Genomic DNA, 16,410 nt, shown 5'->3' on the forward strand with positions numbered 1-16,410 from the left:
TTCCACTCTGCCAATTTCATTACGACTGAGAAATAATATCTCATCTAACATTTGTATCATCTGGTTAATGGCATTTTCGATGCGTTGAAAATATTGAAATTTCTTATCTTCAGTGATTTTTTCTTCGTGGTAGCGCAGTAAATCAAGTGAGCTCACAATCGTACTCATCGGTGTGCGAAATTCATGGGATACCATCGCCACAAAGCTGGATTTAAGTTCGTTTAATTCTTGCTCTTTGCGAAGTGCAGCACGAGTGCGTTCTTCACTTTCTTTTAACTGTACTAATATTTGCCCACGTTCCAATGCGTAACGAATAGAACGTAGTAATCTTTGAATTGTAACTGCATCTTTGACAAGATAATCTTGTGCCCCTTCTGCCATTGCCTGTAGTCCGGAATCTTCATCATCCAAACCAGTTAATACTACTACTGGTATATTGGGTTCTACATGACGAAATTCTCTGAGGGTATCGATTCCCGTGGAATCTGGTAAATGCAAGTCTAGCAAGATAATATCAAATGTTTGTTGTTTTTGGCTGGAAATATCCTCACCTGTAACATTTGATTCTCGACTACAAATTGCGATCGCTTCACTCAATCTATCTACATGTGTTATTTGCCATTCTTCTGAATTTGAACGCGCAAATCCCCTGAGTATAATATATGCATCTGTGAGACTATCTTCTACTAGTAAAATCCGAATTGTTCTTTTATTCATGAAAATTTTTTAGAAAGAGTTTACTATGATTTTTGAGTAGCAGAACAATAATCTCTATTCTCAAATCTTGGGGACTTAGAATATATTGAATCCTAGTACAGTGTGGTGTGAATAGGGCAAAGTAGACTGTGTCAGTTTCCGTTACGTCTAACTTTACGCTTCTTACTTCTGCCTTCTGGTACTAGTTTATGTAAAATTTGCAATGTTCGGAACCAAGTCGGTGAGATTAAATATTAAAATATCGTGGATATTCCTGTACTTTATACTCTGTAGATAGTCTGGATGAACTACTTACATAACTGCATACAGCCCTATTGATTATTGAGTTGGGTTAGCCACAGTCGTAAATTTTGGCGTTGCTGTCCTTTAATATATCGAGATGCTTCCGTTAAAACTGCGCGAGGGAAAATCTGTCGTAGTTGAGCCAGCATTTGCATATTTTCGCAATCGTTGATACATTCAACAACATAATGAATCGCTGCAAATGTTAGCCATTCTGGCGTTGCTTCGAGTTCGCAAATAGGGAGACGCGCATTTTCTGCTGGTATCATTACGACAATAAGCTTTGAATCTGTTAATCTGAAAGGAAAGAATAATGCTTAAAGAGATTATTTATACTGATATCAAATCTGGATAATTTAGTTATCATTAATTTCTCTCTGCGTTCCCGCTTCTCACAGTCTTCGCATCAACCTCAACGATAACTCTTTAAACGGATTTGATATAGCTTTCTATTAACATGATATCAATGCAAATTCTAGATGTGCAATTATATCGATTTTTAGAGGATACAATCAAATGCGATCGCCTTGATTAATGTTAGATTAATCTTGATTTATAAGTTAATGCATCGACTTTACTAAATCCGCAATGCGGGTGACTAACTCTATTGGCTCAACTGGTTTGGCAAGGTGTCCTTGAAAACCTGCATTAAGAGCTTGATTTTTATCTTCTTCGCCAGCAAATGCTGTTAATGCGAGGGCGGGTGTTTTTCCTCCCTGTTCTGATGATAGTGCCCTCACTTTACGAATGAGCATATACCCATCTTCTTGGGGCATGCCAATATCACTGATGAGAATATCTGGTTTACTTTGCTGAAGTGTATGCAGGGCTTGAGCAACATTTGCTGCAAGTATCACCTCTGCACCGGCTTCTTCAAGTACAGTGGCAATTAATTCTCGTGCATCGTTTTCATCTTCAACAAGGATGATTTTTAAGCCATCTAAAATACGTTGAGATTTAGTTGAGACTTCATGGGTAATTATGGCTTGTGGTGTAGAGTTGAAAATTTTTTGGCGGGTGGCTAAAACTGGTAATTCAACAGTAAATGTGGCTCCTTTACCTTCTCCGGGGCTAGTGGCGCTAACTGTTCCACCATGTAATTCCACAATGTGCCGCACTATTGCCAAGCCTAAACCTAATCCCCCAAAGGAACGGGTACTCGAACCATCTGCCTGACGAAATCGATCAAATACATAGGGTAAAAATTCTGGTTTTATACCTTGTCCTGTGTCGGCAATTTGGATTTGAATCTGGGAAGAAATTTTTTCGAGACTGATTTTTACTTGTCCATCTTTTGGGGTAAATTTAATGGCGTTGGAGATTAAATTCCAGATAACTTGTTGTAAACGATTTGCATCACCCCAAATTAATGCATCTGGTTGTAGTTGGGTAGTAATTTGAATTTGTTTAGCATCAACTGCTGGTTGAATTGTATCGATCGCAGACATGACTACAGATTTGACATTGACTTCTTCAACGTTGAGGCGAAATTTCCCACTAATGATTCTGGATACGTCTAAAATATCTTCAACTAGTTGCCCCAGTAATCGAGAATTGCGATCGATAGTTTCTAAGGCACGGGCTATTTTGGTGTCATCCAATTTGCGGGTTTGTAAAAGCTGTACCCAACCCAGGATTGCATTTAGAGGGGTTCGCAACTCGTGGGAAAGAGTGGCAAGAAATTCATCTTTGATCCGGTTAGCTTGTTGTAATTCCTCGGTGTGTTCTTGTAATTGACGCATGAGGCGATCGCGTTCCAGTGCGGTGGCGACTAAATCTGCTACTATTTGTAATAATGCTAATTCGTCTGATTGGAAACAGGTACGCGAACGGGTACAAAATGTTAATGTGCCAATTAATTGTTGTCCTGATAATAATGGATAACAAGCGTATGCTGTAACTCCCAAGTTCTTAACTAAGTCCGCTTTATTATCTGTTGATTCTTGAATTCTTTCGACAATGATTTGTTTTTTTTGTTGGGCAACTGTACCGCACAGTGCTTCTCCAACTTCGAGCCATTCGATTTTTTTTGCTGAGTCTTCACTAATACCAGCATATGCATGAAGTCGCAGGCGTTGATGATTATTTTCTCTGGTGTTCTCTAATAAATAATTAAAATAAATTTCAAGTTGTAATTGCTCAGAAAGTTGATTAAATATACTACTAATAAATTCCTTCGGCTGTGCTTGTACAAGTAAATTACTCGACATTTCATACAAAAAACTAAGTTGTCGATTACTTTTTTGTGTCGCATTGAAGGCATTAACTTGCGATCGCGCCATTGCGAATAAAATTAAACTCAGTGTCACCCCTGCTAACTGCATATAGGGTACGTAGCGACTGGTTAAATCTGTTTCTAATTCATGGCGAGAAGAAAAGACTATTGTCCAAGTTTTTCCGGCTACATTCAAATTTTTAGTAGTTTTAAATGTTGCTGTTTCCGGGGAAGTATGCCAATAATTATTCCAATAGTTATTTGCAAAGGAACTATGTAATAAGTTTTCGGGACTTATTTTTTGATCGTCATAGATATCTACATTAATTAAAGGGTTTTGCTGATGCTGCAAAATTCCTGCGAATAAATCATCTGCCCGGAATGGACTGTAAACAAAACCTAACAATGCATCTCTTCTTTCGGCAACAGTTTCTATCTTCTGATTTTGACGATATATCGGAACATAAATCAAAAAGCCAGCTTGTTTATGCTGTTCAATTTCTTGTAATAGGGTGACTCGCCCAGAAGCCGCAGGTAAACCACTATCCCGTGCGCGTTCCATTGCTGCACGACGAGTTGCTTCGCTAAACATATCGTAGCCGATCGCAGTTTGATTGCGTTGGTCTAAAGGCTCTAGATAAATAATCGTATGGTATTCATTTCGAGGTGTATTTGGGTGTAATGCAAAATTAGGAAATCCTTGTTTTTGCATCTCGTTGACTAATGACTGGACATCTTCAGGCTTGACTCGCATCGAAAAACCGATTCCTTGAACACCAGGATAGCTTTTCCGTAATTCTAAATGCTGAACATAAGCCTGAAAATCCTCGCGGGTGATTTGATGATTAGTTGCAAATAAACCGCTTGCACCATGCAATAAAGTTACATAGGTATGTAAACGATTTTGAATATCGCTTTGAGTCTGTTCCACTTCATTATTAAACCGCAACCTATCTTTTGTCCGAGATGCGATCGCCCCATAATATGAAAATAAACTGGTTAACAACAAGGTTCCGAGTAAAATTACATAAGGAAGCCAGCCACGTTTTGTTTGTGTAGGATTCAATGACAAAAGCAAATTTTTGTAAAGTTTATCCCCACGATTATTCATAATCTCAGAGTTCCATACTCGAAAATCTTTTGAGCTATAAATATAGGATAACAATTAATACATTACTTGTTAAAAATATCTGACGAAAATATAATTATTTTTTACTGAAAATGCAAAATCACATTCAATCAAATTAACTATACGGGTTTATTGATTCCCGGTTATATATCTAAGTTCTCTTTTCTGCTTAATTACTGGGTAATTAATCTACAAATTGCCATAATATGCGAGGAATATTTATTTGTACTGTAGCGCACAAGTTCCAATCCAGCTTGTTCTAATTCCTGGCGCAACTTGGGTATTTCAAACTTATGATGCCTCCAAATAGTAATATCATCGCCGGCGGCAAAATTAATACTTTTATCGATTCCCTGAATCCTAAAATCGATACTGTAATCATAGAGAAACTGGATATTTGCAACTACGCTATCTCTCCCAGAATCATACTTTCTTACCAGTTGGCAATCTGATGAGGAAATGCCAATTGCATCTTTAATCCATCGATATATATGCCCCGCATGATAATCGCAACCACCCCTAGCTTGACCATTCCATTGAGAGTTAGAACCGAGTTCATTCGTCAAAACTAAAATATCATTTGCCTGCATACTATTTTTAAAATTACTGAAAACCCTGGCGCGATGATGATGATTGCCGATAGTCACACCTAAATGTAAAATTATGTTTGTTATCTGATTATTTTCAGTTTGATCATCAGATTGATAACCTAGTAAATTTTGAGGAATACAACTATTTTCGATATCAATTATGCCGTTGAGATAATTAATTCTTGGGAACCACTTATGAAAGTTTTTCTGAGATACATCCAGTAATCCAGCACTGATATCTAAGGCAACATATTGATTCACTTTCCTTAACTTATCTAGCCGATGAATAAATCTTTTCACTGGATATGAATTTCCGGCACCAACATCAATAATATTAACCTTGTCAGCTATCTTACAAGCATCATTTAGATATTGAAAATTATCTTGTAAAAGCTCAATTTCTACATTGGAAGTTCGATACCATGTGGGAATAATATATTTTCGATAAAAATCATCCCAAATTTTCGCCCCTCTTCCCTTATAGGAAAACTTGAGAGGTATCTCTTGTCTGACTTTCAATGCATCAATAATCTCTAAAATTTCTACTTCTGAAAAAGTAGCATAAAAATCAGGACTTGGTGTCGCCCGGCGCGGAGAATTGGCAATATTCGCGGAAAATTTGACCATTTTCTGTTAATTTCTTTTTTGCCTGTGTGCCTCGTATAATATTAGTGCAGATGCGATCGCCACATTCAATGACTCAACTCCTGGGGCTAAAGGTATGCTGACAGATATATCTGCCATTGCCGCTAATTCTGCTGATAATCCTGCGCCTTCATTTCCCAGCAACAGCAAACTTGGTTGACACCAATCCACATCCCAATAAGTCAGGGTGGCGTTTGGCAAAGTTGCCGCAATTTGCATACCGGCATTTTTCGCCAGAAGGATTGTCGCTTTTAAATCTTCGCTTCTTGCCATTGGTAAACGAAACCATTGCCCAGCACTGGCTCGCAAAACTTTAGGATTGTCTAAATCGACACAACTCCCACTCACAACTAACCCCGATGCTCCCGCCGCCGCCGCCGTCCGAATCATTGTTCCTAAATTACCGGGGTCTTGAATTGTTTCCAATGCTAAGACTAAACCAGAAAATGGCACTGATTGGATACCGAGATTGTTTGCCTCTGGGGAGTGAATTCCTCGCCTTGCTGTTGCCACCACACCATCAGGCTGTACCGTGGTGGCGAGGGCATGTAAAACTTCTGTACTGACGATTTCCAGGCGATCGCATTTTTGAGTCAGTTGCTGCCATAATTGCAAATGCTTTGTTTGCCAATCTTGGGTACAAAACAACGTCTCCAAAGGATAATCTACTGCACAAGCTTCTTCCAGTAGATGTGTACCCTCCAATAAAAATAAATCCTGCTTGTGGCGTTCTTTAGCTGAATGCAGCTTGCGAACTTGCTTAACCAAAGGATTTTGTAAACTAGTCAGCATGACAAAGTTAGGAGTTGAAAATTGGGAGCTAGGAGTTAGCGGAGATATTTCCCACCCTTGACTCTTTGCTCCTAACTGAATTGTGAATGCGGAACCCGGGACTTGAACCCGGAAGCCTTGCGGCACATGAACCTGAATCATGCGCGTCTGCCAATTCCGCCAGTTCCGCTAGCGTTTTTTAAAATTGTCAATTACAATCAATCGATTACAATCAACAGTTTTTTATTGTTGCTAAATAATTTGTATTTGTCAAGGAAATAATCTATTGGCTATATTTTTGTGACAAAAGTGATGTATCTTTATGTTTTTACCCTTACTGTAACTTCTCACTACCTATTCTCCGAGATTGTGTAGTTCAAAATGTAGACAAATTCAGTCTTTACTGTAAAAATCAAAACCAACTTCCAACGCATAAATTTTTAATTGTTTTTTGGAGGGTAGGCTTATTAATCCTGTGAGCGGCTTACCAGATGTAAAGAATGCACCTGAAGCAGACTCCTCAGTCTTGCGGATATGGGGCGGTCATTCTCTGCGAGGTCATGTCAAGATAAGTGGGGCAAAAAATTCAGCATTAGTCCTTATGGCTGGTGCTTTACTTTGTTCTGAAGATTGTCGTATCCACAACGTGCCCATGCTCGCCGATGTGGAACGTATGGCTCAAGTTTTATCGGCTTTGGGTGTACGCATCGAACGTAATGGTGAGACTTTGGATATCAATGCCAAAGACTTTAGCACCTCGAAAGCTCCCTACGAACTTGTGACGCAGTTACGGGCAAGTTTTTTTGCGATCGGGGCGATATTAGCACGATTAGGAGTGGCGCAAATGCCTCTTCCTGGCGGTTGTGCTATTGGTGCAAGACCTGTAGATTTACATGTCCGAGGCTTGCAAGCAATGGGGGCAGAAGTTCAAATTGAGCATGGTATCTGTAATGCCTATGTTCCCGGTAGTAACCGTAGGCTCAAAGGCGCAAAAATCTATTTGGATTCCCCCAGTGTCGGTGCAACTGAAACCCTGATGATGGCGGCGACGCTAGCAGATGGTGAGACGGTGATTGAGAATGCAGCTCGTGAACCGGAAGTTGTTGATTTGGCAAATTTCTGCAACTCGATGGGAGCCAAAATCACGGGTGCAGGAACGAGTACCATTCATATTAAAGGGGTGAGTAAGCTACACTCAACCGATTATGAAGTAATTCCCGATCGCATTGAGGCTGGTACATTTTTAACCGCAGCTGCAATCACCCATTCGGAGTTATTATTATCTCCTGTAATTCCCGATCATTTACTCCCGGCAATTGCCAAACTGCAAGAAATGGGAGTGAATATCATTGAGGAAGCACCCAATTGCTTACGGGTAATGCCAGCAGAGGTTCTCAAGGCTGCGGACATTGAAACATTACCGCACCCAGGTTTCCCAACCGATATGCAAGCCCAATTCATGTCGCTATTAGCCATTGCTGACGGTGATAGTTTAATTAGCGAAACCGTATTTGAAAACCGCTTGCGCCATGCTTCAGAATTGAATCGCTTGGGGGCTGATATTCGTGTCAAAGGCAATATTGCTTTTGTGCGGGGAGTGCCGTTGTTATCTGGCGCACCAGTATTGGGAACCGACTTACGAGCGGCTGCGGCGTTGGTTGTGGCGGGATTAGCGGCGAGTGGCGAAACAACAATCAAAGGATTGCAGTTTTTAGATCGCGGTTACGATCGCCTTGATCTGAAGTTACAGCAACTTGGAGCTAAAATCGAACGCATTCGTGAAGTTGATGCTGATGCTGCGATCGCTAGTGCAGCCCATTAAACTCAGCAAATTAAGTCAAAATAGTTGATTTTGAGTAGAGATGTTACCTGTAACGTCTCTACATTTGTTTGATACATTCTGGAAATTGCCCACCTTTGGGAAATAGCAAGCGAGACGGTTGCACTAAGATGTTGCGTATTTAATTTGTATATGAGACGCGGGCAAGATGCCCGCACTACAATTATTTTGGGTTTTTGACTTATATGATTTAGCTGCACATCAGCTTACTTATTTTTACATGATTGCTAAGTGCTAAAGAAATCAGAACACTCTTTTTCAAATTGGTATTAGCTATACTAAATACTTAGTTAGATCAAAACGTAAGTTGCAAACCCCTTCCCCATGTCCTTTTTTAAGACTCAACTAATTGGTCTCAAAGCCGACTCGTTTCGCCATCCCCTCGATCTCGAAGCAACCCAGGCTTTAAAACAGATACCAGGTCTGGATATGGTGGTGCGAAACCTCCTGGGACCCGTTGCAGAACAAGTTTTTTATGTGGAAAATATTGCATCGAGCATATTGGTAGGAGAAAACCAATTACCAGAATTGCACAATTTGTTGCTCGAAGCTTGCAAAATCTTGGATATAGAACCTCCACAGCTTTACCTGCGCCAACATCCAGCACCTAATGCTTACACTTTTGCCATGCGGGGGAAACAGCCTTTTATTGTCGTGCATACTTCCCTGATTGAGATGCTCACACCTGAAGAAATTCAGGCTGTAATTGCCCACGAACTCGGACATCTCAAATGTGATCATAGCGTTTATCTAACCCCTGTTAATCTCCTAATCCTCGCGGCAGCGGCTGTCCCGACAATTGGTACTGTTCTTGCCCAATCAATTCAAGCACAGCTTTTAGAATGGGTACGGTGTGCCGAATTTACATGCGATCGCGCGGCATTACTTGCTACCCAAAACCCCAAAGCTGTTATGTCTGTATTAATGAAACTTGCTGGTGGTTCTCCTACCCTTGCCCCGAAACTCAACCTCGATGCTTTCATTGCTCAAGCCCGTGCTTATGACGATATCAGCAAAACCGAACTTGGCGAAACCGTCAAAGCCGCACGCACCGCACAACTAACTCACCCAGTCCCCGTACTCCGGGCACGGGAAATCGATCATTGGGCTTCCAGCACCGAATATCAAAAACTATTGCAAAAATATCCAAAGGTAGGTTATAATAGTGAAGTTGCACCCAAGGGCGGGTGGCGAAATTGGTAGACGCAGCAGACTCAAAATCTGCCACCGAAAGGTATGAGAGTTCGATTCTCTCCTCGCCCACTCAACTAAATTCATCAAAAACTAACAAGTTAAAATATCAACCTTACCTGCGGGTAGAGATGTAATAATGCTACCTCCCCATAACTGGAAATTACAGCACCTTGCCAGTAAATGAACTACATTCTCTAGGCTTAAAAACCACAAGATCAAGCCTTTTGACTTATCATTGCTCCTCCTTTTGTTTGTGTCTCGCAAATTCACATTAAGTTGACGTGAGTTCGATGAGTTATAAAGCCTGAAACCCTTACCCAATATTGTTTATGATAACCAATAGTTTCTAAAAACCTCTGAGCTTATTGAGAATAAAATCATTAACTTTGGATATTTCAATTATTGACTTTGTTCTCAACTAATGATTGAGGTGATTTTGAGGCTTGGCTTCCAAACCCTTTGATTCACAATGATTATAGTGTTTGAAATCCGTCGAACTGACGTTAAGTTGTAGTTCAGCAAGGAATAGGAAAGAGATAAAACCGCAAATGGGAGAGCAAAAACTGAATTATTGAGTGACTACTTGACTATTGTATTACGCTAAACTACAATAAGTAAGTGACTCCATAAACACAATACTAATTATGAGACTCAAAAGGTGGGAATCTCCTCGCAAAGAAGGGAGAAACGACAAAGGTAGAGGCGGCTCTGCAAGACAGCGACAATTGAAGAAGCAACGACAAATGTTACGCAAACGACTTCAAGAAGAAAGTAAAGCAGACAATCTCAATCAAACTAAAAACCAAAATAAGCAAAAGCAAAATAAAAATAACCAGCAAGGGGGAGAAGATTTTTCTTCCCCTTATTTTTTGCTTCAATTAGATTGTTTCCCCATTTCCCCGTCTCCGCGTCGATTTTATCACAGGTATTTAGGCGAACTTACTATGACTCAGCACTCCCAAATCCTCCACCCCCAGGAGTTTCAATAATAAAAACATCCCCAGCTTGCATTGTCACCGTTGCCGTACTGCCTAGACTCTCTTCACTACCATCGCGACGCTGAATATAGTTACGTCCAACTTTTCCCGGCTTTCCAGAATTTAATCCAAAAGGTGCGATCGCGCGATTTTCTGATAGGATATTAGCTGTCATCGTTTCTAAAAACTTAATCCGACGAACCACTCCATTCCCGCCACAAAATTTCCCTTTTCCCCCGCTATTAGGGCGCAAACTAAAACTTTCTACCATTACAGGATAACGAGTTTCTAAAACTTCAGGGTCGGTTAAGCGGGAATTTGTCATGTGAGTTTGCACCGCATCCGTACCATCAAAGTCAACTCCAGCACCAGAACCACCACAAATAGTCTCATAATATTGATATTTCTCATTGCCAAAGGTGAAATTATTCATGGTTCCCTGAGATGCAGCCATCACACCCAACGCACCATATAAAGCATCAACTATAGTTTGAGAGGTTTCCACATTACCTGCAACTACTGCTGCTGGAAAGGTTGGATTCAGCATACAACCAGGGGGAAGAATAATTTCTAAAGGTTTTAAACATCCCGCATTCAAAGGAATATTATCATTCACTAAAGTCCGAAATACATATAAAACAGCAGCTTGGGTGACTGCTTTCGGGGCATTAAAATTACTATTTAATTGCTGAGAAGTCCCTGTGAAATCAATAATAGCGCTACGTTTTTCACGATTAATTTTTACATTGACATGAATACTTCCACCGCTATCCATCTCATAAATAAAAGAGCCATTCTTTAAAACATCAATTGCTTTCCTCACTGCTTCTTCAGCATTATTCTGGACAAACTTCATGTAGGTTTGAACTGTTTGCAATCCATATTGAGTCACCATTCTCCGCAGTTCTTGAACACCTCTTTCATTGGCGGCAATTTGAGCTTTAAAATCAGCAATATTCTGGCTGGAATTACGTGCAGGATAGGGATGATTTGAGAGATGTTGCTGAACGGATTGTTCGAGAATATTTCCTGCTGCAACTAACAAAAAATTATCAAAAAGTATTCCTTCCTCTTCAATATTAGTGCTGTTGGGAGGCATAGAACCAGGGGTAATGCCGCCAATATCAGCTTGATGTCCGCGAGAAGCCACGTAAAAAATTGGAGATTTTTGAGATGCGAATTGATTATCTAAAAAAACAGGGGTAATGGCAGTAACATCAGGAAGGTGAGTGCCGCCGTTATAAGGGTTATTTGATAAATAGACATTTCCCGGTTCAATACTGTCACCTTTATCATTAATTAAACTCCGAACACTTTCACTCATCGAGCCTAAATGTACGGGAATATGTGGAGCATTGGCAACTAATAAACCGGAAGCATCAAAAATCGCACAGGAGAAATCTAGTCTTTCTTTAATATTTACGGAAGCTGCCGTATTTTGGAGAACAATTCCCATTTGTTCGGCAATAAATTGATAAAGATTTTTAAATATTTCTAAACGAACTGGATCAGGTTGAGATATTGTCTGCATATTAATTGAATATTTGTAATAATTAATGGTTTTTAATTCGTGATTTTTGAGATATTTATCAACTACAATAATGCAGCAATATCCATTATTGGTACTTGAAGCTAGCAAAATTATTCTACCTTGATTTCGTAGCACTAATCCTGACAAAAGTTATCAAAGTTTATACCAAAAACAGCAACCCCCTTCCCAAGGATTAATGGCTGACTGCATTGGATAATCTTGAACATCAGAAAACAAAGATTATTGACTCTCCAGAGGTAAATATTTAAGCTGTAAAGTATTTGGTACTAACAGATGCAGCCCCTTCATAGTTGTAAAATTGCTCTCGCTAGCATTAGGTAAATAAAAACTCCCAAAACATCGACAACAGAGGTAATAAAAGGAGCTGACATCAAGGCTGGGTCTAAACCGATCGCACCAAATAAAAAAGGTAAACCCGAACCAGAAATAGCTGCTAAAATTGTGATCGACAACAAACTGATGCCCACAGTAATCGCGATTGGCAAACTACCTTCCAAGAAATAAGCCCAGAAAATTACAGCGATGCCTAACATCACTCCTAATAATGCCCCTGTAATAGTTTCCCGCGTCACTACTTGCAAAGCTTTTTTGATACCAACTTCCTTGAGATTGAGACCTCGAATCACCACCGTTGAAGACTGCGCTCCCACATTTCCCCCAGCATCGATTAACAAGGGAATAAAGGCGGCTAAGGCAACAACTTGTTCTAAAACATTCTCCTGAGAACTGATTACAGCAGTCGTGCCAGTATTAGCAATTAAGAGAACAAAGAGCCAGACGACCCGTTTACGAGCTGCTGTCAAGACGTTACTTTGGAAATAGTTATCACCTCCAGATTCCACCCCACCTAGTTTATAAATATCTTCCGTAGTTTCTTGCTCTAAAACGTCCAGCACATCATCTACAGTCACAATCCCAACTAGACGCTGTTCTGTATCGACAACAGGTACAGCTACGAGGTCATAGCGTTGGATAATTTGCGCTACTTCTTCTTGGTCAGTACCTGTGTAAACAAATACTACTTCGCGGGTCATAATCTCACCCAGTCTTTGCTCTGGCTGGGCAATTACTAAATCTCTAAAGGAAAGAGTTCCCGTGAGGATGCGTTCTCTATCAGTCACGTAAAGGTAGTAAATGATTTCCGTGGTACTGGCAAAAAGGCGAATCCGCTCGATCGCTTGGCTAACTGTTACATCTTCCTTTACAGAAAGATATTCTGTAGTCATGAGCCGCCCAGCAGTACCCTCTTTGTAACCAAGAATTAGGGCTGTGGCTTCCCGTTCTGTTGGACTTAGTTGTTGTAATAGCTGTTGGACAACAACTGCGGGTAACTCGTCAAATAATCGCGCTCTGTCATCCGGCGACATCTTATCGACAATATCGAGAATTTCTTGATCTCTTAATTCTGCAATTAGCGATTGCTGAACATAGGAATCGAGATATTCATAGACTTCAATTGCTTCCTGTTTCGAGAGTAAGCGAAAAGCTATAGCCTGCACTGCTTTTGGCAAACCCTCAATCGCTTGAGCAATATCCGCAGGTTGCACAGGTGACAATAGGACTTTGGCTCCCTGGAAGTTCTCTTGTTGTAGCAGTGCCTCCAGTTGCGATCGCACTAATTCCACAAGTTCCTGTCGGGATACACCCAATTGCCATGATGAAGGTGGATTATCAGTCAAAAGACACCTCCTAGATGAAGATTTGCAGATCAGAATTACTAAAATACGCAGATACAACTATCTCTGCCCTATTCTCGTCAAAAAATGTGAGCAGAAAGTGACGGCAGCTATTAGGAATTAGATGAAAATAAGTAGTGCAAGCGTCTCGCTTGCTAAGTGGTAGTTGAAAATAAATGTTACATTTTTAAAATCCCAAACCATTGCAAATACTACACTCTGCCCATAATCGTCATGTGTAATTAATTTTCAATACCCACTTATTTCCCAAACGTGAGCGCAGATCGACTGAGCGCTGTACATCCGTCACAGTTATACATTTCCTGGGATGGAATCGCACTGATTACCTTTTATATCGGCGACATGTACATTATCTATCGTAATTGAAAGATATTCTCAGCCTGAGATATCATGCAGACCAGGTTTCCCGGAAATCAGCGTATAGTGTTAGCCCACCGTCAATAAACAGGGTTTGTCCAGTGATATATGCAGCTTCATCCGATGCTAAAAAAGCTACTGCTGCCGCCATTTCTTCCGCAGTCCCCGCACGACCCATGGGGATGTGACTTTCGACAACTGCTTTTTGTTGTGGGTCGTTTACCCAAGCTTCGTTGATGGGGGTGATAGTTGCTCCAGGGGCGATCGCATTCACGCGAATACCTCGGTTCGCGTATTCTAGTGCCAGAGTTTTGGTCATATTTTCCATCCCGCCTTTGCTGATGGAGTAACTAATATACATCGGTCGGGGAATAGTTTCATGAACGCTGGACATATTAATGATGATTCCCGGTCGATTTTGAGAGAGCAATTGTTTAATTGTTTCACGGGCACATAGGTAAGCACCTCGTAAATTGACCCCGATTACTCGGTCAAAGTCTTCGGTTTTAACGTCGTGGGATGGGCATTCGGTTTGAATTCCGGCATTATTAACCAGAATATCCAAACAACCGAATGTATCAACTACTGTGTTGATCATTTGTACAATGTCTTCTTCCTTAGAGATGTCGCCCTGTATCACTAGAGACTTAACACCACAATTTTCGATATTACCACAGGCTTGTTGCATTGCCATGTCTTCAGTATTTTCCGCATCTTCGGAACTTTTGCGGTAATTAATGGCAATGTTGCAACCTTCTTCAGCCAGACGAATGGCGATCGCTTGCCCAATACCTGAACTCGCACCTGTAATTAGGGCGTTTTTCCCTTTCAATCCTCTCATTCTATTTTCCCTCTATGAATGAATATTTATAAATACACTCTCAGAATTCAAATATTTTTCACTGATATCATGTTCGACTAATCACTTACAATTAAGTTAAAATTTCTCCACGTCTCCGCATCTCTAAGTCTCCATATCAGTCTTAATTAGAAGTATTCAACCTGACATAATCTGATTACCGATAAATAATTTTATGAATTTGGCTTGCTTCCTCTAGAACTTTTTCCATTTGCGAATTAGTAATACCTTTAATGTAGTTAATTTTGATTTCTTCTAACATATCAATCAGTAAAGATTGAAACTCCTGAATATTATGATTTTTTTGTAGCTCTGTCTCTAAGATATCGCAGAAGTTTGTCAGCAGACGAGAAGTGATTTGGGCACCAACAGAGTCTGATAAGATGTTGGCTAGGTTTTGATAAGCTGATTGGGAGAGGTCATGGGCAAACTTTTGTGTGAGTTGATTAGGTAAGTGATTTAGAGCCGGTATACTCTGTATTTGTTGGTAAAAGGGAGACTGATTTAGCTGACTAATAATGCTGTGATGTATCCAGGCTTCTATGTCAGGTTGAATTTTTGGTAAAACATCATGAATACTGACATTGACTAAACGTGTGGCGATCGCTTTAACTTCATTAGTTCCATTGATTTGAATATAAGGTTTGCGTGTTTCTGGATGAAATAACCAACGTGCTAACTCCCCTTTGCCAATTGCATCTTGAATTTGATCAATCACTTGAATACCTACCATCTCCGTGATTTCACCAGCAAAAGTGATTGCAAAATCATGATTAATTTGCGATTGTAATGGCTGAAGGTTAAGTAAATCAGCTTGGTAAAGACGAATGGTTACTGGAATGACTCGCAGCCAACGCCAGCAGGGAAGTAACAGAAATAAATCATACCATCGCCGCAGCATCGCTTCTAACCAAGTTAAATCGGGATTGCGGCGACTGAGATAAAAAGTACGTGCCAAAAATTCCAGGGCAAAAATAAGTATGAAAGGTAAGTCAATCAGCCAGAAGCGATTGATAAAATTGCCAAATTTACCAATATCACGATAGTAGTTACTATCAATTAGAGGTTTAGCTTGAGAATTAAAAAAGTTGATTTCAGATTGCCACCCGGCTTGAGATAAGTAAGCTTGACTCCAGAAGTTATTAAAGGCATCTCTGGCAGATGGTTGATTTGTCCGCAGGCGGATTTGATTTTTTATTTTGGCTAAAGTAGCACTTTTATTGGCAACACCAAAGGGATTATCCCCAATCATACGATTACTTAATAAACGAAGTTCATCAAGTAAACTTTCTGCTGGTGGTGACTGTAAACCAGTCTGTAATACTTGTTCCTCTAGTTTTGTCACTTTGTTAAGGTAATTTTGTGTTTCTATGTGAGGTTAAATACCCTTAATTGTGTCATAAAGCTGAGTGATATTTGGCATGTTTTGAAAATAGAAATCACGCCCATTTACATAACTAAAATCAAATAAAATTAAACAAAAGTTCAGCAAAATAATAATGGCAATTACTCGTTCAAACCAATAATTGCGATGAGATTTTTTTTTGATGCCTATCTTTGATGTCATGATTGCAAATTTGATCTA

The 16,410-nt window shown here is 40.1% G+C and carries 12 protein-coding genes and 2 tRNA genes; 4 read left to right on the forward strand and 10 right to left on the reverse strand.

From position 1 onward, the window contains the following. The 6 genes from VB733_RS07405 to VB733_RS07430 all read right to left on the reverse strand — a co-directional run. A partial coding sequence (locus tag VB733_RS07405) for a response regulator (protein ID WP_323339446.1) occupies positions 1–717 on the reverse strand: 717 nt, incomplete at its 3' end. Between the two features lie 311 nt (positions 718–1,028). Next, positions 1,029–1,268: a hypothetical protein gene (locus VB733_RS07410; RefSeq protein WP_323339447.1), complete on the reverse strand. Its 240-nt coding sequence runs from the start codon at positions 1,266–1,268 to the stop codon at positions 1,029–1,031. A 291-nt stretch (positions 1,269–1,559) separates the two neighbouring features. Then, positions 1,560–4,325, reverse strand: coding sequence for a CHASE domain-containing protein (locus VB733_RS07415; RefSeq protein WP_323339448.1), 2,766 nt, complete (start codon positions 4,323–4,325; stop codon positions 1,560–1,562). Between the two features lie 191 nt (positions 4,326–4,516). Further along, positions 4,517–5,560, reverse strand: coding sequence for an L-histidine N(alpha)-methyltransferase (locus tag VB733_RS07420; protein WP_323339449.1), 1,044 nt, complete (start codon positions 5,558–5,560; stop codon positions 4,517–4,519). A 6-nt stretch (positions 5,561–5,566) separates the two neighbouring features. Next, complete coding sequence (locus VB733_RS07425) at positions 5,567–6,370, reverse strand: RNA methyltransferase (protein ID WP_323339450.1); 804 nt, start codon at positions 6,368–6,370, stop codon at positions 5,567–5,569. Between the two features lie 87 nt (positions 6,371–6,457). Continuing rightward, positions 6,458–6,539 (reverse strand) — tRNA-Leu (locus VB733_RS07430). 261 nt (positions 6,540–6,800) lie between these two features. On the opposite strand from VB733_RS07430, the gene murA reads away from it, so the two are divergent. The 4 genes from murA to VB733_RS07450 all read left to right on the forward strand — a co-directional run bounded on the left by murA (position 6,801) and on the right by VB733_RS07450 (position 10,372). Next, complete coding sequence (gene murA / locus VB733_RS07435) at positions 6,801–8,171, forward strand: UDP-N-acetylglucosamine 1-carboxyvinyltransferase (RefSeq protein WP_323339451.1); 1,371 nt, start codon at positions 6,801–6,803, stop codon at positions 8,169–8,171. A 342-nt stretch (positions 8,172–8,513) separates the two neighbouring features. Then, positions 8,514–9,392: a M48 family metallopeptidase gene (locus VB733_RS07440; protein ID WP_323339452.1), complete on the forward strand. Its 879-nt coding sequence runs from the start codon at positions 8,514–8,516 to the stop codon at positions 9,390–9,392. Continuing rightward, positions 9,371–9,452, forward strand: a tRNA-Leu gene (locus tag VB733_RS07445). Before VB733_RS07440 ends, VB733_RS07445 begins: the two co-directional genes overlap by 22 nt. 575 nt (positions 9,453–10,027) lie before the next feature. Then, entirely contained in the window at positions 10,028–10,372 is a 345-nt protein-coding gene (locus VB733_RS07450; RefSeq protein ID WP_323339453.1) for a hypothetical protein, read from the forward strand. Here VB733_RS07450 and VB733_RS07455 read toward each other — a convergent pair. The 4 genes from VB733_RS07455 to VB733_RS07470 all read right to left on the reverse strand — a co-directional run bounded on the left by VB733_RS07455 (position 10,326) and on the right by VB733_RS07470 (position 16,170). Beyond that, entirely contained in the window at positions 10,326–11,891 is a 1,566-nt protein-coding gene (locus tag VB733_RS07455; protein WP_323339607.1) for a hydantoinase B/oxoprolinase family protein, read from the reverse strand. The genes VB733_RS07450 and VB733_RS07455 overlap by 47 nt on opposite strands. A 305-nt stretch (positions 11,892–12,196) precedes the next feature. Next, positions 12,197–13,591, reverse strand: coding sequence for a magnesium transporter (gene mgtE, locus VB733_RS07460; RefSeq protein WP_323339454.1), 1,395 nt, complete (start codon positions 13,589–13,591; stop codon positions 12,197–12,199). A gap of 406 nt (positions 13,592–13,997) precedes the next feature. Continuing rightward, positions 13,998–14,807: a glucose 1-dehydrogenase gene (locus VB733_RS07465; RefSeq protein WP_323339455.1), complete on the reverse strand. Its 810-nt coding sequence runs from the start codon at positions 14,805–14,807 to the stop codon at positions 13,998–14,000. 175 nt (positions 14,808–14,982) lie between these two features. After that, positions 14,983–16,170 carry a hypothetical protein gene (locus tag VB733_RS07470; RefSeq protein WP_323339456.1) on the reverse strand — a complete coding sequence of 396 codons (1,188 nt, stop codon included), beginning with the start codon at positions 16,168–16,170 and terminating at the stop codon, positions 14,983–14,985. Positions 16,171–16,410: the final 240 nt, after the last annotated feature.

The organism is Calothrix sp. UHCC 0171, assembly GCF_034931845.1.
Taxonomy (GTDB): Bacteria; Cyanobacteriota; Cyanobacteriia; order Cyanobacteriales; family Nostocaceae; genus Brunnivagina.

Excerpts from the sequence above, each read along its gene's own strand:
- VB733_RS07410 (WP_323339447.1), bottom strand. The coding sequence starts at position 1,268 with ATGATACCAGCAGAAAATGCGCGTCTCCCTATTTGCGAACTCGAAGCA.
- VB733_RS07415 (WP_323339448.1), bottom strand. The coding sequence starts at position 4,325 with ATGAATAATCGTGGGGATAAACTTTACAAAAATTTGCTTTTGTCATTG.
- VB733_RS07420 (WP_323339449.1), bottom strand. The coding sequence starts at position 5,560 with ATGGTCAAATTTTCCGCGAATATTGCCAATTCTCCGCGCCGGGCGACA.
- VB733_RS07425 (WP_323339450.1), bottom strand. The coding sequence starts at position 6,370 with ATGCTGACTAGTTTACAAAATCCTTTGGTTAAGCAAGTTCGCAAGCTG.
- VB733_RS07440 (WP_323339452.1), top strand. The coding sequence starts at position 8,514 with ATGTCCTTTTTTAAGACTCAACTAATTGGTCTCAAAGCCGACTCGTTT.
- VB733_RS07450 (WP_323339453.1), top strand. The coding sequence starts at position 10,028 with ATGAGACTCAAAAGGTGGGAATCTCCTCGCAAAGAAGGGAGAAACGAC.
- VB733_RS07455 (WP_323339607.1), bottom strand. The coding sequence starts at position 11,891 with ATGCAGACAATATCTCAACCTGATCCAGTTCGTTTAGAAATATTTAAA.
- VB733_RS07465 (WP_323339455.1), bottom strand. The coding sequence starts at position 14,807 with ATGAGAGGATTGAAAGGGAAAAACGCCCTAATTACAGGTGCGAGTTCA.